Source organism: Lysinibacillus sp. TE18511 (assembly GCF_054062295.1).
The window spans coordinates 1-26,583 of the sequence record NZ_JBSSFD010000039.1; the positions used below are offsets into that span (position 1 = coordinate 1).

The following is a 26,583-nucleotide window of genomic DNA, read 5'->3' on the forward strand; positions in this document are numbered from 1 at the left end:
CCCTCCTTCTCCGCCATTGGCCCGTTGGTCAAGTGGTTAAGACACCGCCCTTTCACGGCGGTAACACGGGTTCGAATCCCGTACGGGTCATACTAGAAAAGCAGTAGATGTAACTTACATCTACTGCTTTTTCATTGTTAAGGGAAACTATAGATTTTTTTCCTGTAGATAACCTAGAGCATAGTCGTCGTCTAGGCTAAAGCGCTAATCCTGTAGGTCGCTTTGATCCATCGGGCAAAAGTGATGTAGCGTTTACTTTTGTTTCGGGCTCTCCAGCGCTTTAGCGCATTTGTTCTTTATGATACTTTGTTGTTCCATAAACGCCTCATTTGCTGTTTTCCCAGCCACTTTCTAGGCCAGTTATTAAATTAGTGTACGGCTCCGTTCAATTACTTCCTCCGATATCTTATCAAAAATTTTTTCTATAGGCAGAATTCAAGTAGTAATCTATCCCCATTGGCATTCCTCTAACACTTGAAAATAGCTAAATTCTTTAAACGATCCGTTGTTGTGGTTTAGATAGCACCTTTGGGTAGTTGTTCATGTAGGGGAGGTGAATAGCACGCTCAAGTCTTCGTTAAGCAATCATGGATAAACATTCCTACATATCATTCGTTCAATAAATGTTGCTATATAACCTTTTGCTTTATCCTAATAAGACTACTAAAAAACATTTCTGATCATCCTCGTAACTATCAATATAAGTCAATAAAAATTGTGCAATTTCATACAAAAAATGGACAAACAAACTAAATGTAACTTAACTTTGCTAATTTCATCTTTTATTACACAAATAATCCATGGTAAATGACGATAATATTGGTATAATCTTTGGAATATATCTATCTTTCTTTTATAATGGAGATGAATAGAATTCGTAGGGGGTTATAAAAGTGAAAAAAAAGCAAAGTAAATGGATTGTAAGTACAGCATCTGCTGCATTGGTTGCCGCAGCTATTGTACCTACTGCAAGTGCAGCGAGCTTTACAGATATTGCAAAAAGTGACCACAAAGAGGCCATTTTAGCATTAGCAGATGCAAAAATTATAGGTGGATATCCGGACGGCTCATTTAAGCCAAATGCGGTCCTTACTAAAGGAAATGTAACGAAATTTTTAGGGAAATGGCTTGTATCTGAAAACTTCCAAGTGCCAGCAGATTACAATAAAAAAGTACGTTTTACGGACTTGCCTACATCTACAAAAGATAAAGAATTACTACAATATGCAGCGCTTATAAATGATACTGGTATTTACAAAGGTACTAACAACAAGTTATTACCTTCCGAAAAAATCTCACGTGAACAAATGGCTTCTATCTTAGTACGTGCGATTGAAACAGTTTACGATATCGATTTAATTGCGATGTATAAAAAAGAAAACTATAAATCTTCTATTACAGATTTAAAAGTTGCTTTACCAGAAAATCGTGAATCCATCATCGCATTAGAATATGCAAAGATTACAAATGTAAAAGCATTTAATCCGAAAAATACATTAACACGTGGTCAATTTGCGTCATTTTTACATCGTTCAATGATGAATATCAATGAAATGATCAAAAAACCTGAAGTGCCATTACTTATCCAAACAGTTAAAGTTGTCGATGCAACTACACTACAGGTAACATTAACAGATGGGTCAAGTCACAAGGTTACATTAGCAACGCCGCTTATTGAAAATGTGGAAACTAAAGTGGATTTTAAAATTAATAACAAACCATATTCCGCTGTTGTTACATATGAAGTCAATGAGCTAAAAGTACAATCAGTTGAGGGAATCAATGCTTCACAGATTAAAGTAGTTTTCAACCAAGCAATTGATCCAAACTCTGTGTTAAAAGCAGATGGGAAATTACAAGATAATATTGTAGCTTTCTCTAATGTGGATACTTTAAAAGCACTAACAGTTGTGAAAACAGAAATCAGTGCTGATAAAAAATCAATCATCTTTACAATGAATGAGCCACTAAAAGGTACACATCGTTATGTGTTAAATAACATTAAATCTGAAAAGGGCACAATGCTTACTAAAGTAGATGCGAATTTCGTCATTGCTGGGGATACACAAGCGCCTACTATTATAGGGACAACGCAAGGAAACAATTCTTCCATCGTTAAAGTGCAGTTTTCTGAGCCAATGGCAGCATTTCCTAATGAACGCATTCAATTTACATTACCAAATGGTACAAAGGTAGCGAATGTAGTAGGCAGCATTGAGCAAAACAAAACGGAAGCAACCTTTGACTTATCAGCAGCAACTGTAAATGGTAATTATTTATCACCAGGTACATCTATGCAGATTACATTCGTAGCGGCAACAGATTTATCAGGAAACATAATTTCACCAAACCCTTCTACTGTAACAGTGAAAAAGGGAAATAAGGATGGTATTGCACCAACATTATCTTCAGTTACACAAACTGGACCAAATACGTTCCAGCTATTGTTCTCAGAGGAGATTCAACAACTTTATCCATACGATCTTTCAATCAAAAGTGGTCAAACTTTTATTTCCGTGAACAAAGTAGAGAAAGACCCTAAAAATGGTCGTTTATTTAATGTTACCGTTGATCCAAAAAGTTCACTTCAAGGAATTACAACGATTGGGACAGCATCTAGCCGTGTGATTACCGACTTATCAGGTGAAACGGCAACATTCTCAACAGTGTATAACTTTATAAAAGATGATAAAGCGCCTGTATTAATGAGTTCTGAAATTGTTTACGAGGATAATGTAGAATATTTACAATTAACTTTCGATAAGCCAGTGCAGTTAGGAGCTTACGCAAAAGCATCATTTACTGGAAGCTACATGAATAACCACATTTTGTATGAGTTATCAAGAGGACCTCAAGGTGATATGCATATCGTAAAAGATCAACCTACGAAGTTACGTGTTAAAGTAGCAGGTCTGCTAGGCCCTTATGATATAAAGGGCGCTTCTTACGATGGCAAACTAACTTTATTTAATGTTACAAATTCATACGGTGTGCCGATCAATGAAGTGCAAAATGTAAAATTTACACGTAATGGTGATTTAAATGTTAATGGAAATAAACTTACATTATTGCCGAACAATCCAATTCAAACATCGGCAACAGATTATTCTATAAAAGATAATAATGTTGTTTATTTAAATTTCAATTATCCTGTTGATGCAGCACTTGCTCAAAACGTTCAAAATTATACGATTGATAATGCTCAGGTAGAAAGTGCAGTGGTAGAGGCATCCAATTTAAATCGTGTTAAGCTCACATTGAAAAAAGATTCAAATTATTTTAATGGCATACGTAATTTAACGATTAGAGGCTTAAGAGCAGCTAACTCTATGGAAACATTCGATGAGGTGCGAACAACAGTTAATCTTAAAGAAAATATTGCACCAAAGATTGTGAGTGTGAATGTGAGCAATTCACAAACATTAGAGCTTGTTTTCAGTGAGCCAGTCATAAACGTTAATCCTATGGACTTTGATGTTAATGTGAATGGTTCTTCGGTAGCAGCAAGTACCTATAGTTCCTATTCACAAGGAAATGACAAAGTGTTAGTTACAATACCACAGGGTGGCTATTTATTTGAAAATGGTAGAACTGTTACGATTCAAGCTTCACCTCGTAATGCTATTATGGATTCTAATGGGAATAAGTTAGATTTCACTTCACAAACAATTACAGTACAAAAATAAATAACAGGGATTTAACGAGAATTTCCTAAGACGTAATGTTTGTGAAATCCTCAGTATAAAAAATAGCATGCTAGATGTATTATCAGCATGCTATTTTCTTATGTGAATTTATACTAATGGGAGATAAACGGTGCTTTGTGTATGTACTGGGGGTTATTTATATGATCAATGATAAAGGTAGCTATATCTTGATTCGTAATTTTTGTACCAGGCATATCAATAAGGTTTTCCTTAATTTGATATGATTTCAAGCTATCTTTTACAAATGGCAATCTAATTAGTGTCCATTCGATCTGTTTACTATTTAAAAGAAATTCCCATTCTGATTTTTTATCCTGCATCATTTTTGGAAGGAAAACTTCAAACATCTTTGCCCCAAAGCGATTTAATATACTTTTTTTATCATTATTAGTTGTTAGAGAGCCACCAGAAACACCTATATATCGATTAATGTTTAATTCATTCATCACAGCAAAAATAGTTTTCGTTACTTTACTATATATTTGTTCTCCTTTAGTTGGTTGACCAAATGTATTAATGACGATTTTACAATCTTTAAGAAGCTCTCGGATACTATCTATATCTTGTACTTGCCCTTTCACTATTTCAATTTTCTCATTTGTATACAGTAACCTTTCCGGATTTCTAACAAGCATCCGAACCTGATATCCTTTCTGTATTGCATGGGTTGCTATATGTCTTCCTACTTTCCCTGTTCCTCCAATTATAGCTATCTTATAAGAGTTATCCATTATATTCCTCCAACAAAATATTATAGTAGCTATACGTATAAAAATTTAATAGGTTTCGAATTCCTTTATTTTAAGTATTTTGAATTTTATGTTTTAAATAGTTAAAATGGAAATAGGGACAATACTAGGGGGGATATGGATGTGTAAATTAATGTGGGTTAATAATGAACAATATCAATTACAGAAGAATATAGAACAAGCAGGATCTTTTTTATCTCATTTCACACTGGACCAAGTACATCGTGTTACAAAATTTCATCATACATATGAAAAATTTAATATTACGCCTTTACGTAGCTTAAAAGCATTTGCTTCATTAGTTGGAGTAGAAAACGTTATAGTGAAAGATGAATCTTTTCGCTTTGACTTAAATGCATTTAAAGTATTAGGTGGTGTTTATGCAATTGGGCGGTACGTTGCCGATAAGTTAGGTAGAGATATTGATGAGTTGTCGTTTGAGCAGCTGAAATCAGAGGAAGTAAAAGTGCAATTAGGCGACTTAATATTTATTTCAACGACAGATGGCAATCATGGGCGTGGAGTGGCTTGGGCTGCTAGAGAGCTTGGCTTTCAAGCGCGGATTTATATGCCTGCTGGAAGTGCAGAGGAACGCCTGCAAAATATTGAAAACGAAGGGGCTTATGCTGAAATAACGACAATGAATTATGATGATACTGTTCGTTATACTTCACAGCTCGCAAAAGAAAATGGATGGATTATTGTGCAGGACACGATGTGGGAAGGCTATGAAGAAATTCCATTATGGATTATGCAAGGCTATACGACGCTAGTAAAAGAAATTGTTGAGCAGTTGGATGAGGCACCTACTCATGTATTTTTACAGGCTGGGGTTGGTTCATTTGCCGGAGCAGTTGTAGCTTTCTTACAACAATATTATGAGCAAGAGATAACATTTGTCTTAGTTGAGCCTTATGTAGCGAATTGCTATTATGAGAGCTTTAAAGCAGGTACTGAGCAGTTTGTAACAGTTGGCGGAGAGATGCAAACAATTATGGCAGGGCTTGCTTGTGGTGAGCCGAATCCACTAGCTTGGGAACTTTTAAAGACTTATACGAAGGTGAGTATCTGCTGTGATGAAGAAGTTGCTGCAACTGGTATGCGTATTCTAGGTCATCCATTAGCAACAGATCAACGAATTATTGCTGGAGAATCGGGAGCTGCCCCAGTTGGATGTTTTTATGAATTGATGACGAACAGACAATATACAGAACTGAAAGATACATTACAATTAGATGAAAATTCTCGGGTATTATTTATCAATACTGAAGGTGACACAGATGTAGAAAACTACAGAAATATTGTGTGGCATGGAAAGTATGCAACAATTTAACTTCTTTCAGTGAATGTTTTTTGTAGCGAAAGCGAAGCGTCAGCTAAAGATGAATCTGGACGCAATTATATTGAGGCAAAATTGATAAGACGGAATAGCAAACTAGCATAAAAAAATTTCTAGTTTGCTTTTTTCATTTTTTTCAGGCGTGTTGATTAGGAAAAAACAGGTTTATTATTGAGCGATAAAAGGATTTTTTTGTTGGTATTTTGCTAATATATTCCCATTTTCAACTGATTGTAGTGTAGGGCTACTCGACTCCCGCGGGAAAGCGAGACAGACGAGACCCTGAGGCCAACACGATGTTGGTTACGAAGGCATTGTCACAGGACGTGACGCACTTAGCCTTCGTTCCTTTAGCGGAGGAAGCGGCTCGGCGCTCGCCCGCAGGAAGCTTTGCTCTGTGCGAAAGCGAAGCGTCAGCAACAAATGTTTTATCTGTGCGAAAGCGAAGCGACAGCAACAAAGCGAGTAGCCCGTAGCGGAAATCAGAGCCTTCAAATTAATCAAGGTGGATAAAAATGGTTATTCAATAGACCTGATTTTTTATAGATTTCTTGTTGACCTTAACGTTGCGTAAAGGTTTACAGTAGCATTAGTGGAGGTGAGAAAGTGTGGAATATACAATCCAAGAGCTTGCTCAGTTATCAGGGGTTAGCACAAGAACACTGCGCTATTACGATGAAATTGGATTACTGAAGCCAGCGAGAACCAATGAAGCAGGCTATCGATTCTATGGACAGTTTGAGGTTGATATGCTCCAGCAAATTTTATTTTATAGAGCATTAGATATGAAGCTAGCAACAATTCAGGAAATTATTCAAGCACCTGATTTTCAACATACAGAGGCACTCAAGACTCATAGTACTGCTTTACTGCAGCGCAAGGAGCAACTTGAAAAGATATTACAAACAGTGGAAAAAACAATTCAATCGATTGAGGAGGAACAACCAATGACAAATGAAGAGAAATTTAATGGCTTTAAAGATAAGCTTATCGAAGAAAATGAAAAGCAATATGGTCAAGAGATTCGTTCAAAATATGGAAATAAAACGGTTGATGCATCGAATGCTAAGTTCAGAAATATGACAGAGGAGCAGTATGAGGCAATGCAGCAGCTAGAACAGCAATTATTTGATCGTTTAAAAGAAGCGATGGAAATTGGCGATACCAAAAATGATGTGGCAATGGAGGTAGCAGAGCTTCATAAGCGTTGGCTAAGCTTTTCATGGTCACAATATTCTAAAGAGGCACATGCTGGTATAGCGCAGATGTATATAGCAGATGAACGATTTACAGCTTATTATGACGAGCGTGTTTCTCCGGGAGCCACAACATTTTTACATGATGCTATAGTCAATTTCGCTTTGGCGTAATTATACGAAAAAATAAGTGATTCCTCCTCATGCTTTAATGTTTTAGAAATATTAATTTAGGAAAAAATGAAGCATGAGGAGGAGATTTTTTTGAACCCACAAGTAATGGAAAAATTAAAACAGCAATTAGAGCAAGAACTACAGGAAATAGAAAAGCAACTTGAGGAAACAGAGCGTCCACAAGCGACAGAGCTATCTAATTATGATAATCATCCGGCTGACAATGCGAGTGATTTAACGGATCAGCTAACGGACATGGCAATTGATGAGCACCGTGGTGACAATGCTGAGGAAATAAAGCGCGCACTACAAGCAATGGAGGACGGTACATATGGCAAATGCGCTGTATGTGGTGAAGAGATTCCGATTGGTCGCTTAGAAGCTATGCCGAAAGCATTGACATGTGTTGAGCATGCAGAGCAAAGAGAAGACGGTTTAAGACCGGTGGAAGAAGACGTATTGTCATCAACACCAAGATCGGATGATTTCATAGAGCTTGAGGAATTTGGCTCTTCGGATACACCTCAAGATAAAAGTTAGTAAGCATTTCCTCTCACAAGCAGTATAATAGCTGTATGAGGTGAGAATATGGAAATAATTGATTTACACTGTGATGCACTATTGAAATTAACCACTTTAGAAACAGCAAAATTTGAGGATGATTTACGGTTGCATGCCAATCGAGGAAGATTACATCTAGGGCAAGTAAAGGCACAAGTATTTGCTATTTTTATTGATCCTAACATCCCGCAAAGTATGCAGTTTTTAGAGGCAATGCGCCAAATTGAAGCTTTTCATACACATGTATTACAAACTGAGGGAATGGTGCATATTACTAATTGGTCACAATTAGATACTTTAGCTCCACATGAAATTGGAGCCATCTTAAGCTTAGAAGGCTGTGGCCCAATCGCTGACGATTTAGCAAAGCTTTCCGTTATATTAGACGCGGGTGTGAAGCTTGTTGGACTTACATGGAATGAAGAAAATGCTGTGGCCCACGGTGCTGAACAGGATGCGAGTCTTGGCTTAAAGCCATTTGGTAAAGAAGTTGTAAACTTGCTAAATGAACGAGATATTACTATTGATGTTGCTCATTTAAATGAACAGAGCTTTTGGGATGTGTTGCCACTAGCGAAGCATATAATTGCGAGCCATAGTAATGCACGGGCAATTTGTGATCATCCAAGAAATTTAACGGATGCTCAGGCAAAAGCACTCGTAGAGCATGGAGGGCATATTCATGTCGTTTACTACCCGACTTTTATCAGTGATGATGCTACATTGGATGATTTAGTTGCACATGTGAAGCATCTAGCGAAATTAGTAGGAGTAGAGAATCTTGGACTAGGTTCAGACTTTGACGGGATAGATGCTACTGTAAATGGATTGGCACACGCTGGAGAGGCGCAAAATTTACTAGAGGCATTACGTGAGCATTTTTCAGTCGAAGAGGTTCGTGGTATAGCAAGTAATAATTTTCGACGCTATGTAAAAAAAGTAGCAACCCGTTAAGGCTGCTACATTTTTTACTGGTGTATCTTAATAAAAGAAATATTGAATTAATAAGCCGATTCCTAAGAGGAAGCCGAAGAACGTATTTGTTTGCGCTGTAAATTTCATCGCAGGCATAACTTCTTTGGCTTCTTTTTTATCGCGGAAAATTTGGATCGCACGAAGTGGTTTTGGAACGCTTAAGAAAATGATTAGAGCCCAAAATGTAATACCATCAATTGCTACAAGAGCGATTACCCATAAGTACGAAACGATAAAAAAGCCAGAAAGCACAGAAATGGCATTATCACGACCCACTAAAATAGCAAGCGTTTTCCGACCGCCCTCTGTATCGCCAACGATATCACGTATATTATTGGACAGCATGATAGCGCCAACTAAAATCATACTTGGTATTGAGAGTAAAATAGCATCAAGTGTAACAGTAAGTGTTTGAATATAGAAGGCGATTAAGACGATCCCCATCCCCATAACAGCACCTGATACAAGTTCCCCAAATGGTGAATAAGCTATTGGGTATGGTCCTCCCGTATATAAAAAACCAATAAGCATACAAACTAGCCCGACTGCAGCAAGCCACCAAGAAGTAGAGGCACATATGTATATGCCAAGTAGCATAGCGATTGCATAAAAGCTTAAGGCAATAATCATAATTGTTTTTGGTTGGACACCGTGACGCACAATGGTTCCGCCGATACCGACAGAATGTTCATTATCTAATCCTAGTTTGTAATCGTAATATTCATTGAACATATTTGTTGCTGCTTGAATAAGCATACTTGCAATGAGCATAGCAAAAAATAGTCCAAAATCAATTGTTTGTTTTTCAATTGCTAGGGCAATTGCTGTTCCTAAAAATACTGGAACGAATGAAGCGGTTAAAGTATGTGGACGTGTTAAATGCCACCAAACTTTAAAACCCCTATCAGCTTCAATGACTTTGGTCATAAGGTCTTTCTCTCCTTCGAATGTTGTGGACTCTTCTTATTTTATACGAAGAATGAGAAATTGGGTAGGTTCACAGCTTATTACATACAGTTCCGTAAAAAAAATGATACAATAGAACATGCATTTATGAACTGGAAACAACAATTAGGATAATCGCAACAGTACGAAGAATAGGCTGTCAAACAAACAATGACAGCTATTTTAACAAAGAAATATGATGTGGTGAAAATATAAACGTTCACTTCATTAAGCATAGTCTCGGTCAATATGTATTTGAACCGTGGCATCGCTCATTATGTACATTGCAACAACGGAGGTAATTTTCATGCAACAGAAGTGGTACCAAGCCACAGAGGTAGAAGTGGACTCTTTGGGCCAAAGCCTTCATTTTTATATGGAAACAATTGAAGTAAGTCGCTTATCGGTGCTCGCATTTTATGCAGCGGGCGAGGAGCGTTATAAAGGTGAACGATTTTATTGGCAAAATAGAGAAAAAACGATGACATTAGTAGGGCTAGGACATGCCCATACGATTCAAAATAACGCCAAAAATGATCGCTTTGATGCAGTTGAAGCAGAATGGAAAAGCTTAACGAAAAACTGTGTAAAGGATCAAAGCGAGCTACAGCCAATTTTATTTGGCGGTTTTACATTTGATCCGCAAAATAATGTAGCTGGGGAATGGACGGACTTTCCAGAGGCTTATTTTGCGCTTGCAACTTATCAGCTTGTCATACGTGATGACAAAGCGTATGTAAGCCTTCATCTTATTACAAAAGACCAGCAGGCAGAGGCTCGATTTGAAGCGCTACGAAAAGAGCGGGATCATTTAATTCATGCTGCCCAGGTAAAAGAAGTGAAAACGTATTCAAAGCCTGAAATTACAAGTTATTATGAGCCGTATAAGGAGCCATATTTAGCTTCAATTGACCAAGTGACAGCATTAATTAAACAGAAAAAGGCAGATAAAGTTGTAATTGCCCGGTCACTCGCATTGCAATTTAATGAGCAAGTATCTTCACCGCAAGTACTTTCACAAATCATACATGAACAGCCAGAGAGCTATTTATTTGGCTTAGAGCGTCAAGAATTATTGTTCTTCGGTGCATCCCCTGAACGTCTTGTGAAAGTAGAAGATGGACGTGCCTTTTCATCTTGTGTTGCGGGCTCTATTAAACGTGGTAAGACGGCTGAAGAAGATGAAAACTATGGACAAAGCTTATTGAATGATCCGAAAAATGGTGGGGAACATCAATATGTAGTCGATATGATTGCGGAAACATTCCGTAAAAATTGTCTTGAGATGACAATACCAGATAGCCCTCGATTACTAAAAATTCGAGATATACAACATTTATATACACCTGTTGAAGGTCAATTAAATAGTGACGCGACGATTTTACAACTGACAAAATCATTGCATCCTACACCTGCTTTAGGTGGTGTACCGAGAAACGAGGCAATGGCAGCTATACGTAAATACGAGCCTATGAATCGTGGACTTTACGCTGCTCCAATCGGTTGGGTAGATGCTGAAGGTAACGGCGAATTTGCAGTAGCCATTCGCTCGGCTGCTTTACTTAAGGATAAAGCTTATTTATATGCTGGTGGCGGTATTGTAGCAGATTCAGAGCCACATTCTGAATATGAGGAAACATTAGTGAAATTCCGTCCGATGCTTCGTGCGCTAGGAGGACAATTACATGAGTGAACGGAAAATTTTAACGGACTATGTTTATAAAATGGTAGCATCATTAGTGCAAGCTGGAGTAGAGAATGTTGTTGTTAGCCCAGGCTCACGTTCGACACCATTAGCTTATGCATTTGCTTCAACGAAACAGCTCCAGTTGTATCGTCAAGTTGATGAGCGTTCGGCAGCTTTTTTTGCGCTAGGAATCGCAAAGGCTACAGCGAAACCAGTTGTACTTTTATGTACATCAGGAACAGCTGCAGCAAACTATTTTCCTGCCATTGTTGAGGCATACTATGCTCGTGTACCGTTAATTGTGATTACAGCTGATCGTCCACATGAATTGCGACAGGTGGGTGCACCACAAGCTATTGATCAGCCTAATTTATATGGTAAGCATGTCAAATGGAGCGTAGATTTCCCGTTGGCAGATGATGCAGCACCAACATTGCCGTTTATCGAGCGCCATATTGCACGTGCAGTAGCGATTGCAATGAGCGCACCATTTGGACCAGTACATATTAATGTACCGTTCCGAGAACCTTTGTTGATTGATTTTCGAGAAGAGCTCCCAGAAGCAACATTTAAGCATAATCGTATAGCTCAGTTAATGCCTTCAACGGCCACTCAACAGGAGCTATCAGAGATTTTAAGCGCAACCAAAAGAGGCTTTGTTATTATTGGTGAGCTAGCACTTGGTACAGATTTAACAATTATGTGGGAGTTTGTTCGCCAATTAAAATGGCCTGTCATTGTCGAGAGTTTATCGAATATGCGGGCATCTGTCCCAGAGGATTGTCTGCCATATATTATCACAACGTATGATGCAATTATGAAGAGTGAGGATTTTAAAGCATTAGTTGAACCTGATACGGTACTACGTTTAGGCGCACAGCCTGTTTCTAAATTTATTATGCAGTTTATAACTAAATCTCAGCCTGATGCTTATATTATTGTCGATGAAGATCCGATGTTCCGTGATTCTACAAGTGTGTCTACTCATTTTATTCACGCAAGCATTGGTGAGTGGCTCACTCAATTAGAAATCACTGAATCAGCACTAGAGGCAGAATATTTAGCTGAGTGGCAAGATGCTAATGATATAGCTTTGGAATATATTGAACATTATTCTGACGCTGCAATCGATGAAGGAGCAATGGTAAGTCGATTACTGAACATGATTCCGAATGGCAGTGATATTTTTGTTAGTAGCAGTATGCCAGTGCGTGATATTGATACGTTTTTAATGGCGACATCGAAGGATATTCGTATTGTTGCGAATCGTGGAACGAATGGTATCGATGGCGTCGTATCAACTGCAATGGGCTTCAGTCAAGGAAATAACCGTGAAACCTACTTGCTTATTGGCGATTTAGCATTTTTACATGATGTCAACGGTCTTATTGCTTCAAGATACCAGGAATGCAACCTGACAATCATCGTTATGAATAATGATGGCGGCGGTATTTTCTCTTATTTACCTCAATCCACAGTTGAGGCACATTATGAAGATTTATTTGGCACACCAACTGCACTCGAATTCAGAGATATTGCCAATATGTACGCTATGGACTATATTCGCGTAGAAGATATTTCAGAGATATCAGAGAAGTTTACTACAATAAAAAAACGACCATTGCGCTTATTCGAAATTTTCACAGATAGAGAGGAAAATGTTTATGCGCATCGGGCATTATGGAATCGCATTAATGCGGGATTAAAAGCATGGCAAAGTTAATGATTCGAGGGCTGGAAACGTACGTAGAAATCTGGAATGAAGAAGCACAGCAAACGCTCGTTGTATTGCATGGTTTTACAGGTAGTACGGCTACATGGCGAACTTTAGCGGAAGCATTACCGAATGTAAGAGTGATTGCAATTGATTTAATTGGACATGGTCGAACGGCTATACCTCAGCCCATTAGTCGCTTCTCTATGCAAGAACAAATCCTAGATATAGAGGAAGTTTGTTGTCAGCTACAGTTAAAGAAATTTACGTTGTTAGGCTATTCTATGGGGGGAAGAATTGCATTATCGTATGCAATCTCTTACCCAGAACGTGTGGATCAGCTAATTTTAGAAAGTGCTTCTCCAGGTTTACGAACTTTAGAGGAACGTTCTGAACGTTGTGTGAAGGATAATGCTCTAGCTGAAAAAATAGTTCGTAACGGTTTATTATCATTTGTCAACGCATGGGAGAATATTCCGATGTTTGAATCACAAAAACGTTTACCTCGCAGTATACAAGAAGCTATTCGCGCAGAAAGACTTTCTCAGAAGAAGGAAGGCCTGGCTGGTAGCTTACGAGGCATTGGGACAGGCGTCCAGCCTTCAAATTGGCTGTCATTAACTAAGTTAGAATTTCCTGTGCTTTTAATAACAGGCTCATTAGATGAAAAATTTTGTAAAATAGCACTAGAAATGAAAGCGTTATTAAATATTGTTAAGCATAAGACAGTAAATGACGCTGGACATGCAATTCATGTGGAAAATCCCGCTGAGTTTGCTACAATAGTAGAGGAGTATTTAACTTCTTTCAACACCAATGAAAGAAGTTAAAGCCTCCGGCGGATGTCATGGAATCGGAAAGGAATTCTTTGTGATTGCACAAAGCCGATTCCAGACGCAATTATGCCGAGGCATAATTGATCGTAATAAAATTTTACGTTACCGCCTCGGTTCTGAACGAGACGAATATATTTATTAGGAGGCAATTCAATGACACGTCAATGGACTACTTTACATACTTACGAAGATATTAAGTATGAGTTCTATAACGGTATCGCAAAAATTACGATTAACCGTCCAGAAGTGCGCAACGCATTCCGACCAAAAACGGTAATGGAAATGATCGATGCTTTTTCACGTGCACGTGATGACAAAAATGTTGGGGTTATCATTTTAACTGGTGAAGGTGAACATGCCTTCTGTTCAGGTGGGGACCAAAAAGTACGCGGTCATGGCGGCTACGTTGGTGAAGATGAAATCCCACGTCTAAACGTTCTTGATTTACAACGTTTAATCCGTGTTATTCCAAAACCAGTAGTAGCGATGGTTGCTGGCTATGCAATCGGTGGAGGACACGTATTACATGTTGTTTGTGACCTAACAATTGCTGCTGACAATGCACGTTTTGGACAAACTGGACCAAAAGTTGGTTCATTCGATGCTGGTTATGGCTCAGGCTATCTTGCACGTATCATTGGACATAAAAAGGCGCGTGAAATTTGGTACCTTTGCCGTCAATATGATGCACAGCAAGCACTTGATATGGGATTAGTTAACACAGTTGTTCCTTACGAGCAACTTGAAGATGAAACTGTACAATGGTGTGAAGAAATGCTAGAAATGTCTCCAACTGCTCTACGCTTCTTAAAAGCAGCGATGAATGCAGATACAGACGGTTTAGCAGGTCTTCAACAAATGGCTGGCGACGCTACTCTTCTTTATTACACAACAGATGAAGCTAAAGAAGGTCGTGACGCATTTAAAGAAAAACGTCAACCAGATTTCGGTCAATTCCCAAGATTCCCTTGATTATTGGAAGCGTTGAACAGCTCGTATCTTTTTGGAGATACGAGCTTTTTGTATATCTAAACGGGCGCGACGGATAGACTTGTCAGAGTGCCGGATAGAATAGTCGAAGCGAAGGAAAGCCTGATCAAAGTGATGGATAAACCTCGCAAACTGACGGATAGACGGATGATGCGATGTAACGGTAAGATTAAGGTTGATTGGAGGGAAAACGAGATGTATCCAAATTGGATTTTACAGCGAGCGTATTTAACACCGTTACGAAACGGTTTAACATATAACGGGCAAACTTGGACATTTCAAGAATTAAATGATTTGTCTTTAAAGCGTGCGCGTCAACTAACTACATTAGGAATTAAGCAAGGAGACCGGATTGCTATAATGGGGCCGAGCAAGCCTGCACTTGTCATCATGATGTATGCATGTATGCATTTACAATGTGAAATGGTCATGCTAAATCGGAGGCTATCACAGGCTGAAATTGCCTATCAATTAGAGGATTCAGAGGCAGTGACAGTAGTAATTGCAGATGAGGATGTAGAAAAACTACCGTCGCAAACTACGCATCACTTATTTTCAACTATTGAAGAAAGTTCGGAGACGACGATAGATGTTGCAAAAGAATGGCCTTTACAGCAAACAACATCAATTATGTATACATCTGGTACGACTGGCTTTCCAAAAGGGGTTCGTCAAACGGTTGGAAATCATCAGGCAAGTGCAACGTCCTCTGTTCTTAATTTAGGTTTGCAGGCTGATGACGCTTGGTTATGTGCAGTACCACTTTTTCATATTAGTGGCTTTTCTATATTAGTACGCTCTCTATTGTACGGTAATAAAGTGAATTTATATAATCATTTTGATGTAGAAGCCATTTCCGAAAATATAGTAAATGGTGATGTTACGCATATGTCAGTAGTCGCTGTTACATTGGAAAGGATTCTACATACACTTGAACAGAACAATGCACAAGCCTCACCGAAATTTAAAATGATGCTAGCAGGCGGAGGACCTGTGCCAGTAGATTATTTAAAAAGAGCTCATGCATTAAATTTAGCTGTAGCTCAAACGTATGGTATGACTGAAACTTCATCACAAACGGCAACATTAGCAAATGAAGATGCGATGCAAAAAATAGGTTCAGCGGGAAAACCATTGTTTTTTAACCAAATTCGCATTGCTGAGCCGAATGCCAATGGTGAGGGAGAGATTTGTATACGTGGTCCACATGTAACGCCAGGATATATTGGTCGTTTTGCCGAAAAAAATGCAACGATCGATGGCTGGCTGCATACTGGCGATATTGGTTATTTAGATGAAGAAGGCTATTTATTTGTCATTGATCGTCGGGCGGATTTAATTATTTCAGGTGGGGAAAATATTTATCCTGCGGAAATCGAAAATGTGTTACTTACACATCCTGCTGTTCAGGAAGCGGGAGTATGTGGTATCGAAGATGATGAGTGGGGACAAGTACCAATTGCCTTTGTTGTATTAAAAGAACAAGTACCGGTCGAACAAATACAGGCATTTTGTCAACAGAAACTTGCTAAATATAAAATGCCAAAAGAAATTATTATTACGGACAAGCTTCCTCGTAACGGTGCTAATAAGTTACTTCGTAGAAAATTAATGAAGTAATGTTGCGGCGCTTCACTTTCGCACAAAAAACATCTGCTGAAGTTTCATTTTATCACTATAAATTTGAGTGATATGCTAAGTGAATTGGTTGATTGAGTGACTGGGCGCCCCAGGAAGCTTTGCTCTGTGCGAAAGCGAAGCGTCAGCGGCAAATGTTTTATCTGCGCGAAAGCGAAGCGACAGCAACAAATGTTTTATCTGCGCGAAAGCGAAGCGTCAGCGGCAAAGCGCCCAGTCGGAACGGAAATCAGCCACTCATTTTGCTGGAGTACCATACTTTAATTTCAATGAAAAAATAATTTTTTTCAACACTATGAAAGAAGCCTTCATGATAAGAGGGCTTCTTTCAGTTTATAGACAAACATTATTTTGTTTGCATAAAGCATTTAATTGGTAGACCACGCTACTTAATATTTCATGAGAAGCGTCGAAGCTGTCTTGTTTCCTATATGGATAGATTTATTTTGTACAAAAAACCAACCTATTGCCTTACAATTTTTCTGTTTTTTTCTGGTATTTTAATTATAACCATAATAGAATTTTGGTTTCAGCTTGCCGACTCATCCTTTAAAGAGGAACAGTTGATTTTGCGGAGAGTGGCGACTCCTGCGGGATAAGCTTGCGCTGAAAGCCCCGCAGGAACGTAGTGACGAGGAGATTGAAGCCAAGCCCGCGGAAAGCGTCCACTCGGAGTGAAAATCAACCTTTGTTTATGGATACAAATTAATTTATATTCGATCAGTTGAAAAGAAGCCTTCATGATAAGAGGGCTTCTTTTATTCGTTTTAACTTCTATCAGCGGATGTCTTTTTTAGCAAACTTTTAGAATTAAATTAATCATTCATTAACATAATAAAAAATGGAAGGCATAAACTAGTTAGTAAAGGAGAATGACTCATATGAGAAAATATATATATAATGTTGTCATTATATTATTTGTTTTACAAATGAGTCATGTGCAAGTATTCGCAAACTATGAACAAAAGAATATTGCAACAGCAAATTCAATAGAAACACTACAAAATCTAATTGATAAACAAGTTATGCAATTGTCTACTGAATTTGACATCCATTACACAGGTGATACGACTGAAATAAAAGATGAACTATCAGAGCTTATTAAACATGCTATTCAAGATCCATATATTTACGCCAATATTTCTAGTTTTAAATGGAAATATGATGGATATGCCAATAATATTGTCATTAAATTTCAATTTACTTATCATATTTCACAAGCAGAGGAGGCATTTGTAGAACAGACTTTGGCGAATATTATTGCACCTATGCATGGATTAAGTGATCTGCAGAAACTACGGGCTGCACATGATTTTATTGTCTTATCCGCTGAATATTCAAAGGAAACCGAAGGAAGTCAATATTCTCCCTACACATTGCTTACGGAAAACAAGGGAGTCTGTCAGGCATATGCTTTAGTGCTTTATCGGATGTTAGAGATGCTAGGCTTTGAGGTACAATACGTTCCAGGAAAAGTAGGTGAACAGCTACATGCCTGGGTTTTAGTAAAGCTTGATAATGAATGGTATCATATCGACGTTACATGGGATGATCCTTTGCCGGATCGTAAAGGTGAAGTACGTTATAATTACTTTTTAGTTTCGGATCGCCAATTAGCACAGGATCACTCTTGGGACTATGCGAGCTTCCCCGCTGCAACAAGCGAAGCGTATATAGATTTTCATAGAACTAGTAAGGTTGAAGTTCTTACAAAACCAATATTGGATAGTTATTTTACTTTTGATGAAAGACTGTCTAATTTAAGTAAAAATAAATTAATTGTAAAACAATTAATAGAACAGCCTACACAGCTTATAAAAGGAAATCAAAGCGATCACTCTGTTCAGTTACATCTAAATAAATGGGAACCAATCATTTTAGAAAGTAAAGTAGTACAAATAAAGGCTGAGCAAAAGAAACATGATTCGGTAAAAATGAAAAAGAGGCTAATAAGTATTTATAGAACGGAAAAACGAATGCCACAAGAAAAATACGTCATAATAAAGGAGGTGCCCCAAACGATTGTCGGGGCACCTCCTTAGTCATTTATTTGTGGGAGTTTAATGCAGTATCTAAAGTTTGAATATTTTTCTTCATTAGCGTGAAGTATGTTTCATTATTTTTTTCATCATCCGTTGTTAAAACGCTTAAATTATGCAAGACAAGCGACTCTGCCCCAACTTCTTTTTGGATGACCTCGGCTAACTTAGAAGAAACATTTTGCTCGAATAAAATGTAATGAATATGCAAATCATTTGCTTTATCAACAATCTTAGTTAGTTCCTTTTGAGAAGGTTCATTTTGTGAGTTTAAACCTGCTATTGGTATTTGCTTTAAGCCGTATTGACCTGCGATATAGCCAAATGCTGCATGTGATACGAAGAACGACTTCTCTTGTGCCTTATCAGCCATTGCTTTAAATTCGTTGTCTAAATCTTGGAGTTCTTTTACTAATGCTTCGTAGTTAGCTGTAAATGTAGCTTCTTGTTCCGGCATTTTTTCAACTAGCGTGTTTTTAATAGAAAGTGCTAAGTCTTGACTAATAATAGGTGATAACCAAACATGTGGATCTATATTTCCATGATCATGATCGTCATGTCCGTGTTCGTCTTCACCGTGGCTATGCTCTTCTGTAGTAGTAGCATGGTCATCTTCATCATCGTGTATATGTCCAGTGCTGACAGCTAATTTTTCATCTGAAACCTGATCCGCTGTTGCAACCATTGTTACATCTTCATTAGCTAGTGTTTTTTTGGCATTTTCAACAAAGCCCTCTAGTCCTAGACCAATATAGAAAAATATATCAGCGTCTGCTAGTTTCATCATATCTTTTTGTGTTGGCTCAAATGTGTGTTCATTGGCGCCAGCAGGGTAAATGGAAGAAACCTCTACAAAATCGCCGCCGATTCGTTGTGCAAAATAACTTAACGGATATACAGTTGTGTAAATTGTTAATTTATCCTTTTTCTCTGACTGTTTAGATGTTGATGTTTTATCTCCACAGGCAGCAGTGAATAAGGCAAGAACTGCAACTAAACATAACAAAAATAACTTTTTCATTTTATAGCATACCTCTTTCAAATAGTAATCGTTACGATTTGGTTATTAGAACAGTTTCTATAATAACGTACATCTGAAAAAAGTACAAGAAAAAATGACCCTCGAAAATTAATTCTTTTTCGAAGGCCATTTTTCAGGCACAGGATCAAAGCCGCCAGGATGTAATGGTTGGCATTTTGATATGCGCTTAATCGTTAAATAGAATCCTTTAATGGCACCGTGTTTTTGAAAAGCTTCTAGCCCATAAGAGGAGCATGTAGGGTAGAAGCGGCAGGATGGTGGCGTCATAGGTGAAATAAATTTTCTGTAAAACTTAATGAGCCATATAAAGGGATATTTCATATTTGTTTATCCTTTTGTTGTGGATTGACCTGTTCAGGCTTAGCATCGATAGTCTGTGTAAAGAAATTGCTTTTTTTCTTCAAAAGGACAATGACAGAAACGCCAAACATAAGCATCATCATTGCAATCATAATTATTATTGGTAATGGTACGCCCATTGTGTTCACTCCAAATTCTATTTGTTAATAATATTATAAAAGAATTCCTTTAAAAAATGTACAAATTGAACTAGTCTTCATCTGGATGAAAGCTTTGCTTAGGTTTTTCATCAACTGTATGTTTAAAGGCATATGCGCGATTGACACTAATAATAGTCGCGACTGTTATTAAAATAACGATAATCGCTGCTACAATTAAAAGCGTGATTAAACTCATGGCATTCCCTCCGTTCCTTAATCATCATATCTATTATAAATTAGATAATCTTACTTAGTTGTGAAGGAAGTTTGACATTCCAGCGAATAAAATGGCACTTTTACCTCCATACTATGGAAAAAGGAGGTTTGTAGAGATGGAGCGTCATCGTGTATATTTTTCACTTGCCAATAGAACGTATTATACAAATCCATATGCAGGACCGTGGAACTTTGAACTCAATATAGACCGCCAAGCATTAGATGTCTTTGAAAAGATTTTTCAGCAAATGCAGCTGTTAGAAATTTCAAATGCATGGCGTGCACAGTTACCGTATATACAGTATCACCTAGATAGGGAAAATGATGAAATTGATTTGCGATTAAAAAAAATCTATGCACTCGTCCATGAGTATGGGGATGATGATACGAAAGCATTTGTGGAACAACTTCCTTATTTCAATAAACGTGTTTAAGATTAGGGGTCACTGAAAAACTTCAGCGACCCTAATTTGTATAAGCTTTTAATGCACGCTAAAATTGAAAACTATAATGATTGCAATGTCTATTATTAAATAGAAAGAGTTCTATATACCGAGAGTCTATTTCTTTTGAATGTTATTTTCCAATACTAGTGTTAAAGAGTGAGGAAATGGCGCTACACGATCTGTAAAAATTGTGGATTTCTTTAAAACGAAAAGCATAAATAAAATAGTAACTAGGCAAATAAGACTTTAGCAAAAAATACTCCTAATACCACTTTATTTAAGCTATAGTCTATAGTAAAAATAAATGGATCTTTAAGGACTGTTGAAGGAGCGTGAGTACATGGAATTTGGAACATTGCAGAAACATTCCTCTGGCCTGTCAAACTGCTGCGTTTTTTAATACATACTCTATCCGCTTTATTAGAGCAGTGAATTATAGGAGATACATACTTTTAAGGCCAATACTGACATAGATTTTTATCTATGTGCTGAAGAATGCTATTATTTCTTAGTAATAGATTTAACTTAATGTATGAAATAATGCTTTTGCAATATAAAAAGGAGTTGAAGAGCGTGTTCTCATTTACAGATTTAAATGGTTTACGAGTAGATTTAAGCTTTACAAGGGGGCAACTTGAGGTTGAGCCTAAGCATGTACTCGTTTTTTTAAAACATAAAAATAAGTGGTTATGTACGATTCATAAACGCCGTGGTGTAGAGGTTCCGGGTGGAAAGCAAGAACCAGGAGAAACATTGGAGCAGGCGGCAGTTAGGGAAGTGTTTGAGGAAACTGGTGTTCATGTGAAAAATCTTAAATGGTTTGCAGAATACGCAGTTCATGAGGACATCTTATTTTGTAAAACGGTCTTTACCGCACAATTTGCAGGGCAAGAGGACATAGAATTTGATTTAGAAACGTCAGGCATGCTTTGGTTAACAGATGAAGAATTTGCTCAGCATCCTAACTTGAGTTTTCATATGAAGGATGAGGGTATGAAGAAAATGCTGGAGGAGTTGAAACATCGTGACAAACAATGGTGAGATCGTAAAAAAGCGTGCCTATCCTTCGCCGAATCCAGCTATTCGTTTAACCGAAATTACTTATATGTCACAGGGGCTACGTGTGAAGGGATTATTAGCAGAGCCTAAGGCAGAAGGTACATATGATGGCTTTTTATATTTACGTGGAGGTATGCAAAGCATTGGTATGGTGAGACCTTCTCGTGTCGCACAGTTTGCAGCACAAGGCTTTATCGTTTTCGCCCCATATTACCGTGGCAATCGAGGTGGAGAAGGTCGAGATGAGTTTGCTGGAGGGGATCGTTATGACGCTGTATACGCAGTAGATGTGCTAAAAAAGTTTTGTAATGATAATATCCATATCTTTGGCTTTTCGCGTGGTGGCATTATGGCACTGTGGACAGCGATATTACGTAGAGATATCACCTCTGTTGTGACATGGGCAGGAGTATCTGATGCAACAGCTACATATTGGGAGCGGACAGATATGCGCCGTATGATGAAGCGGGTTATTGGAGGGACGCCTAATCGTGTACCAGAGGCTTATGATGCTCGAACACCACTATTTGAGGTAGAGCACATTACAGCTCCCGTACTTATTATTCATGGCTACCGTGATGAAAATGTAGATATTGAACATGCAAGACAGTTAGAGTTTTATTTAAAGGATGCTGATAAAACATATGAGACATGGTATGATAGCCGCTACGCTCATCAGTATCCACCGGCAAAAAATAGAGCAACAGTACATGCACTTTGTGAATGGATGAAACGACAATAAGGTATTCAAGCTGTCTTTCCATTCAACGATTCTAATGTAGAAACTCTTTGAATCAAAAAGGTATTAACTTGGGGTAGACCTCAGAATTGCTCGGGTCAGTGGGAAAACTGCTCGGGTAGGACAAAGAACCGCTCAGGTGCTTTGGGTAGACACCTGAGCGGTAGCAAAAATTAAGGATATTTACTCTATATATTTTGCTAAAAAGTTATTAACAGTTTCCCAATAGGTATCTCCAGCAACACTTTCAGCATTACCATGTCCAGCACCTTCAACTATAAATTTCTCCTTCGGTACATTGGCGGCCTCATATACTTCATTTAGCATATCAGAGGGAACGAATGTATCATTACTTCCATGAATGAATAGTATAGGTGTTTTCGATTTTGCTACTTGCTTGACGGTATCAGCTTCACCAAGCGTAAAGTCAGCTCTTAACTTCGTAACAATTGAAGAAAAATGCATAATAGGAAATTCAGGTAAATTAAAGAGTGCTTTCAATTGATAGGAGAATTCATCCCAAACTGAGGAATAACCACAATCCTCAATAATAGCCTTAACATTGTCAGGTAGATCTTCTCCTGAGGCCATCATCACTGTAGCACCACCCATGGAAACACCATACAAAACAATTTCAGCGTTTTTATCAGAACTGATAATATTATTAATCCAAGAGACTACATCAAGTCGATCATGCCAGCCCATACCAATATAGTCACCTTCACTTTTTCCATGAGCCCTTGCATCAGGTACGAGAACGTTGTAGCCTGTATCATAAAAGTGCTTAGCGTACTTTGTCATTTGTGAGCCATCAGATGAGTATCCATGGAAAATAATTGCCCATTTATTTGTTTCGTTTGTATTTTTAAGCGTATAGGCATGTAATTTCAAATCATCGAAAGACGGTATATAAGAATCCTCATAATTCTCTTTAAACCACTTCTCACTCTCTTCTTTTTCTTTAGCATCCTTAGGACTAACAGCAATAGAATTGTGCGGAGCATTAAACACTTCTGATTTATCAATATTAGGATTTAAGGCGAAGTTATAAAAATAATTCCCTGCAAAAAATCCAACCCCAATAAACAATACTAATAGAAGACTGACAATGGTAATAATCACTTTATACTTTCTTTTCATATGTATCCCCCTAAAACTACTATTATGAATTATACACAAAGTTACTAATATGAAAAGTAGACTTTTCAAAATAAGGGGATATAAAAAAGGGAACTACTTGAATCGTTCCTTTTGATTGTTGTCGAAATGTTAATAATTTAGTGTGGCTCTTCGGCAAAAATGAGAGATTGATTTCCGCTTCGACTGGGCGCTTTCCTGGGGGCGTCCGATGAGCCGCTTCACTCGCGTGCTCGCTCCAGGGTCTCGGGCCAACAGATGTTTTTTGCGCGAAAGCGTAGTGCTAACGAAGCGGCAGCAGCACCGATGTTGGTCACGAAGGCGTTATCACAGGACGTGATGCTCTTAGCCTTCGTTCCCCTATCGCTGATCCCCAAGGAGTCGCCCAGTCTCCGCTCCAATCAATCCTTTCACTCGGCATGTATCTTCTGGCATACTACTCTCAATTAATACTGATAAAACGGTACTGTTATGTGTGCGAAATCGAAGCGGTAGCAAAGCACAAAGCAGAAGAAGTGGCTAGATACATAGGATAGCGAGTAGTCTAGAATGGAAATCACCCTCGTTTAAAGAGAGCTATATATTTACGAAAATTTTCTTTTTCAACACAAAAAAGGGAACGATTATGAAATCGTTCCCTTTGCATAGTAAATTATTTTAATGGACCACCAAGTTTAGTGATGGCTTCAGAAACATTTGAGAATTTCTTGAAGTTTTCGTTGAATAGACCAGCAAGTTCAGAAGCTTTCGCATCATAAGCAGCTTTGTCCGCCCATGCATCACGAGGGTTAAGCACTTCTGTTGGTACACCTTCAACAGCAGTTGGAATGTTTAAGCCGAATACTGAATCTTGAATTGTTTCAACATCAGCTAATTGGCCATCAATTGCAGCACGTACCATTGTACGAGTGTAAGAAAGCTTCATACGGCTACCAGTACCATATTCGCCACCAGTCCAACCAGTGTTCACTAAGTATACTTGTGCACCGTGCTCGTCAATTTTTTGACCTAACATTTCAGCATATACTGTTGCTGGAAGTGGAAGGAATGGAGAGCCGAAGCAAGTTGAGAATACTGGTTCTGGCTCTGTTACACCACGTTCTGTACCAGCAAGTTTAGATGTGAAACCGCTTAGGAAGTGGTACATTGCTTGCTCTTTTGTTAATTTACTGATTGGAGGTAATACACCAAATGCATCAGCTGTTAAGAAGATGATTGTTTTTGGGTGACCTGCAACAGATGGATCAACAATATTTTCAATGAATTGGATTGGATAAGCTACACGAGTATTTTCTGTTAATGAACCATCATCATAGTCACAAACTCGAGTTTCTGGATCAACAGCTACGTTTTCTAGAACAGAACCGAAGCGGATTGCATTGTAGATTTCAGGTTCTTTTTCAGCAGAAAGGTTAATTGTTTTTGCATAGCAACCGCCCTCAATGTTGAATACACCATTATCAGACCAACCGTGTTCATCGTCACCGATAAGCTTACGCTCAGGATCAGCTGATAAAGTAGTTTTACCAGTACCAGATAAACCGAAGAATAATGCAACATCACCAGCTTCACCAACGTTTGCTGAGCAGTGCATTGAAAGGATGCCTTGTTGTGGTAATAAGTAGTTCATGATACCGAAAATAGATTTTTTGATTTCACCAGCGTATTCAGTACCACCGATTAGGATGATTTTCTTTTCAAGTGATACAATGATGAATGTTTCAGAAGCTGTGCCATCGATAGCAGGGTCTGCTTTAAAGTTAGGAGCTGAAATCACTGTGAAGTCAGCAACATGAGAAGTTAATTCTTCTGCAGTTGGACGGATAAATAATTGATGAGCGAAAAGATTGTGCCAAGCATATTCATTGATTACTTGGATGCTCAATTGTGAATCTTTGTCAGCACCAGCAAAGCCCTTGAATACGAATAATTCGTCACGTTCTTTTAAATATTTTACTACTTTTACATATAAGTTATCGAACACTTCAGAAGAAATTGGTTGGTTTACTTTTCCCCAGTCAATTTTATCTTTTGTGCTTTCTTCTTCTACCATATATTTATCTTTAGGTGAACGACCAGTGTATTTGCCAGTTTCTGCACGAACAGCGCCATCTACTGTTAACATAGCTTCACCACGAGATGTTGCCTTTTCAGCTAATTGTGGTACTGAAAGTTGAACATTAATGTTACCGCCGTTTAATAATTCCTTCAGTTCGTTTGCAATTTCTACTGAATTCATCGATTAAATACCATCCTTTTTTATAGTATTCCCTTGAGTCTGGGGAGATTTTCTTAATTTCAAAAATAGTATAACACAATTGCTTAAATAATCTATACTAATTCAGAAATTATTTTTGAGATTTTATTACTTTTCAAGAAAACGACAAAAAGTTAATTTGTTCGCTTTAAGAATGCTTTTTACCCTATTTATAATCAAGTGATTACACAACCACTTTCGACAAGTTGAATCGCGTTTGGGAAGCTTTTGACCAACATGAGGTTCGCACAGGATGTCAAATTTTTAGCTGGTTTTTATCAGTTGGAGTGTGTCACCGACTGAAAAGGGGGCATAACTATTTTCATCCACCACATAATGAGATGGTATTCTTCCGTAGCTGACGATCTACTTTCGCCACAAAAAACATTTGTCGAATGAAGATTAAAGGGTCACACATATGTTAACACATGATGTGAGGTGGAGAGTAGGGATTATTTTGGGCTTATCACCAAAAGTTAGGATACGTTTGTTGAAACTATTGCCATGTCGTTATGGTAATAAGCCTCTGTGCTTCAAATTATAGCATAATCCAAATGTTAAGTGTTTTGATTCCTTGTGTATTCCATAGTTTTTAACTTCTTTCAGCAGATAATTTTTGTACTGAAAGCGTAGCGGA

Annotated in this window: 25 protein-coding genes and 1 tRNA gene; 17 read left to right on the forward strand and 9 right to left on the reverse strand. The window is 38.0% G+C overall.

From position 1 onward, the window contains the following. Positions 1 to 18 precede the first annotated feature (18 nt). Together ACVWXS_RS20805 and ACVWXS_RS20810 are read left to right on the forward strand one after the other, a co-directional pair. Positions 19 to 90: transfer RNA gene (locus ACVWXS_RS20805), tRNA-Glu, on the forward strand. 803 nt (positions 91 to 893) lie between these two features. Next, entirely contained in the window at positions 894 to 3,686 is a 2,793-nt protein-coding gene (locus ACVWXS_RS20810; RefSeq protein ID WP_456959997.1) for an S-layer homology domain-containing protein, read from the forward strand. Between the two features lie 113 nt (positions 3,687 to 3,799). Here the strand turns inward: ACVWXS_RS20810 and ACVWXS_RS20815 are convergent, their stop codons facing one another. Continuing rightward, positions 3,800 to 4,438, reverse strand: a complete 639-nt coding sequence (locus tag ACVWXS_RS20815; RefSeq protein ID WP_456959998.1) for an NAD(P)-dependent oxidoreductase — start codon at positions 4,436 to 4,438, stop codon at positions 3,800 to 3,802. Positions 4,439 to 4,577: 139 nt separating this feature from the next. On the opposite strand from ACVWXS_RS20815, the gene ACVWXS_RS20820 reads away from it, so the two are divergent. The 5 genes from ACVWXS_RS20820 (at position 4,578) to ACVWXS_RS20840 (ending at position 8,680) form a co-directional block, all read left to right on the forward strand. After that, entirely contained in the window at positions 4,578 to 5,789 is a 1,212-nt protein-coding gene (locus tag ACVWXS_RS20820; RefSeq protein WP_456959999.1) for a diaminopropionate ammonia-lyase, read from the forward strand. A gap of 302 nt (positions 5,790 to 6,091) precedes the next feature. Then, a complete protein-coding gene (locus ACVWXS_RS20825; protein ID WP_456960000.1) occupies positions 6,092 to 6,271 on the forward strand; it encodes a hypothetical protein in 180 nt (59 codons plus the stop codon). 132 nt (positions 6,272 to 6,403) lie between these two features. Beyond that, on the forward strand, positions 6,404 to 7,165 hold the full coding sequence (locus ACVWXS_RS20830) for a MerR family transcriptional regulator (protein ID WP_456960001.1): 762 nt from the start codon (positions 6,404 to 6,406) through the stop codon (positions 7,163 to 7,165). A gap of 90 nt (positions 7,166 to 7,255) precedes the next feature. After that, positions 7,256 to 7,705, forward strand: a complete 450-nt coding sequence (locus tag ACVWXS_RS20835) for a TraR/DksA C4-type zinc finger protein (protein WP_374965555.1) — start codon at positions 7,256 to 7,258, stop codon at positions 7,703 to 7,705. A gap of 48 nt (positions 7,706 to 7,753) precedes the next feature. Next, the gene (locus ACVWXS_RS20840; protein WP_456960002.1) at positions 7,754 to 8,680 is read left to right on the forward strand and encodes a dipeptidase; all 927 of its coding nucleotides are present in this window, start codon (positions 7,754 to 7,756) and stop codon (positions 8,678 to 8,680) included. 27 nt (positions 8,681 to 8,707) lie between these two features. On the opposite strand, the gene ACVWXS_RS20845 is transcribed toward ACVWXS_RS20840, so the two are convergent. After that, positions 8,708 to 9,628, reverse strand: coding sequence for a 1,4-dihydroxy-2-naphthoate polyprenyltransferase (locus ACVWXS_RS20845; protein WP_456960003.1), 921 nt, complete (start codon positions 9,626 to 9,628; stop codon positions 8,708 to 8,710). Positions 9,629 to 9,953: 325 nt separating this feature from the next. Here ACVWXS_RS20845 and ACVWXS_RS20850 point away from each other — a divergent pair, with 325 nt between their 5' ends. The 7 genes from ACVWXS_RS20850 to ACVWXS_RS20880 all read left to right on the forward strand — a co-directional run bounded on the left by ACVWXS_RS20850 (position 9,954) and on the right by ACVWXS_RS20880 (position 18,553). Continuing rightward, positions 9,954 to 11,339 (forward strand): isochorismate synthase, encoded by a 1,386-nt coding sequence (locus tag ACVWXS_RS20850; protein WP_456960004.1) that lies wholly within the window; start codon positions 9,954 to 9,956, stop codon positions 11,337 to 11,339. After that, positions 11,332 to 13,056, forward strand: a complete 1,725-nt coding sequence (menD, locus tag ACVWXS_RS20855; RefSeq protein WP_456960005.1) for a 2-succinyl-5-enolpyruvyl-6-hydroxy-3-cyclohexene-1-carboxylic-acid synthase — start codon at positions 11,332 to 11,334, stop codon at positions 13,054 to 13,056. The genes ACVWXS_RS20850 and menD overlap by 8 nt, the downstream gene beginning before the upstream one ends. Beyond that, entirely contained in the window at positions 13,044 to 13,877 is an 834-nt protein-coding gene (gene menH / locus ACVWXS_RS20860; RefSeq protein ID WP_456960006.1) for a 2-succinyl-6-hydroxy-2,4-cyclohexadiene-1-carboxylate synthase, read from the forward strand. The genes menD and menH overlap by 13 nt, the downstream gene beginning before the upstream one ends. 159 nt (positions 13,878 to 14,036) lie before the next feature. Further along, the gene (gene menB / locus ACVWXS_RS20865) at positions 14,037 to 14,855 is read left to right on the forward strand and encodes a 1,4-dihydroxy-2-naphthoyl-CoA synthase (protein ID WP_068986881.1); all 819 of its coding nucleotides are present in this window, start codon (positions 14,037 to 14,039) and stop codon (positions 14,853 to 14,855) included. 213 nt (positions 14,856 to 15,068) lie between these two features. Beyond that, positions 15,069 to 16,493, forward strand: coding sequence for an o-succinylbenzoate--CoA ligase (locus tag ACVWXS_RS20870; RefSeq protein WP_456960007.1), 1,425 nt, complete (start codon positions 15,069 to 15,071; stop codon positions 16,491 to 16,493). A gap of 92 nt (positions 16,494 to 16,585) precedes the next feature. Then, the gene (locus tag ACVWXS_RS20875) at positions 16,586 to 16,792 is read left to right on the forward strand and encodes a hypothetical protein (RefSeq protein ID WP_456960008.1); all 207 of its coding nucleotides are present in this window, start codon (positions 16,586 to 16,588) and stop codon (positions 16,790 to 16,792) included. Between the two features lie 600 nt (positions 16,793 to 17,392). Then, positions 17,393 to 18,553, forward strand: coding sequence for a transglutaminase domain-containing protein (locus ACVWXS_RS20880; protein WP_456960009.1), 1,161 nt, complete (start codon positions 17,393 to 17,395; stop codon positions 18,551 to 18,553). Positions 18,554 to 18,557: 4 nt separating this feature from the next. On the opposite strand, the gene ACVWXS_RS20885 is transcribed toward ACVWXS_RS20880, so the two are convergent. The 4 genes from ACVWXS_RS20885 to ytzI all read right to left on the reverse strand — a co-directional run bounded on the left by ACVWXS_RS20885 (position 18,558) and on the right by ytzI (position 20,288). Then, positions 18,558 to 19,571 carry a metal ABC transporter solute-binding protein, Zn/Mn family gene (locus ACVWXS_RS20885; protein WP_456960010.1) on the reverse strand — a complete coding sequence of 338 codons (1,014 nt, stop codon included), beginning with the start codon at positions 19,569 to 19,571 and terminating at the stop codon, positions 18,558 to 18,560. 108 nt (positions 19,572 to 19,679) lie between these two features. Next, entirely contained in the window at positions 19,680 to 19,913 is a 234-nt protein-coding gene (gene yidD, locus ACVWXS_RS20890) for a membrane protein insertion efficiency factor YidD (RefSeq protein WP_456960011.1), read from the reverse strand. Continuing rightward, the gene (locus tag ACVWXS_RS20895) at positions 19,910 to 20,071 is read right to left on the reverse strand and encodes a hypothetical protein (protein WP_368638183.1); all 162 of its coding nucleotides are present in this window, start codon (positions 20,069 to 20,071) and stop codon (positions 19,910 to 19,912) included. The genes yidD and ACVWXS_RS20895 overlap by 4 nt, the downstream gene beginning before the upstream one ends. A gap of 70 nt (positions 20,072 to 20,141) precedes the next feature. Then, positions 20,142 to 20,288, reverse strand: a complete 147-nt coding sequence (ytzI, locus tag ACVWXS_RS20900; RefSeq protein WP_139114503.1) for a YtzI protein — start codon at positions 20,286 to 20,288, stop codon at positions 20,142 to 20,144. Positions 20,289 to 20,424: 136 nt separating this feature from the next. Here ytzI and ACVWXS_RS20905 point away from each other — a divergent pair, with 136 nt between their 5' ends. The 3 genes from ACVWXS_RS20905 (at position 20,425) to ACVWXS_RS20915 (ending at position 22,555) form a co-directional block, all read left to right on the forward strand. Continuing rightward, complete coding sequence (locus tag ACVWXS_RS20905) at positions 20,425 to 20,742, forward strand: transposase (RefSeq protein ID WP_068986876.1); 318 nt, start codon at positions 20,425 to 20,427, stop codon at positions 20,740 to 20,742. Between the two features lie 585 nt (positions 20,743 to 21,327). Further along, on the forward strand, positions 21,328 to 21,795 hold the full coding sequence (locus tag ACVWXS_RS20910) for an NUDIX domain-containing protein (RefSeq protein ID WP_223556795.1): 468 nt from the start codon (positions 21,328 to 21,330) through the stop codon (positions 21,793 to 21,795). Then, positions 21,779 to 22,555 carry an alpha/beta hydrolase family protein gene (locus ACVWXS_RS20915; protein WP_456960012.1) on the forward strand — a complete coding sequence of 259 codons (777 nt, stop codon included), beginning with the start codon at positions 21,779 to 21,781 and terminating at the stop codon, positions 22,553 to 22,555. Before ACVWXS_RS20910 ends, ACVWXS_RS20915 begins: the two co-directional genes overlap by 17 nt. 180 nt (positions 22,556 to 22,735) lie before the next feature. Here the strand turns inward: ACVWXS_RS20915 and ACVWXS_RS20920 are convergent, their stop codons facing one another. The 3 genes from ACVWXS_RS20920 to pckA all read right to left on the reverse strand — a co-directional run bounded on the left by ACVWXS_RS20920 (position 22,736) and on the right by pckA (position 25,928). After that, positions 22,736 to 23,692 carry an alpha/beta hydrolase gene (locus tag ACVWXS_RS20920; protein WP_456960013.1) on the reverse strand — a complete coding sequence of 319 codons (957 nt, stop codon included), beginning with the start codon at positions 23,690 to 23,692 and terminating at the stop codon, positions 22,736 to 22,738. Between the two features lie 218 nt (positions 23,693 to 23,910). After that, entirely contained in the window at positions 23,911 to 24,090 is a 180-nt protein-coding gene (locus ACVWXS_RS20925; RefSeq protein ID WP_456960014.1) for a hypothetical protein, read from the reverse strand. Positions 24,091 to 24,341: 251 nt separating this feature from the next. Next, positions 24,342 to 25,928, reverse strand: a complete 1,587-nt coding sequence (gene pckA / locus ACVWXS_RS20930) for a phosphoenolpyruvate carboxykinase (ATP) (protein ID WP_368638186.1) — start codon at positions 25,926 to 25,928, stop codon at positions 24,342 to 24,344. Between the last annotated feature and the right edge of the window lie 655 nt (positions 25,929 to 26,583).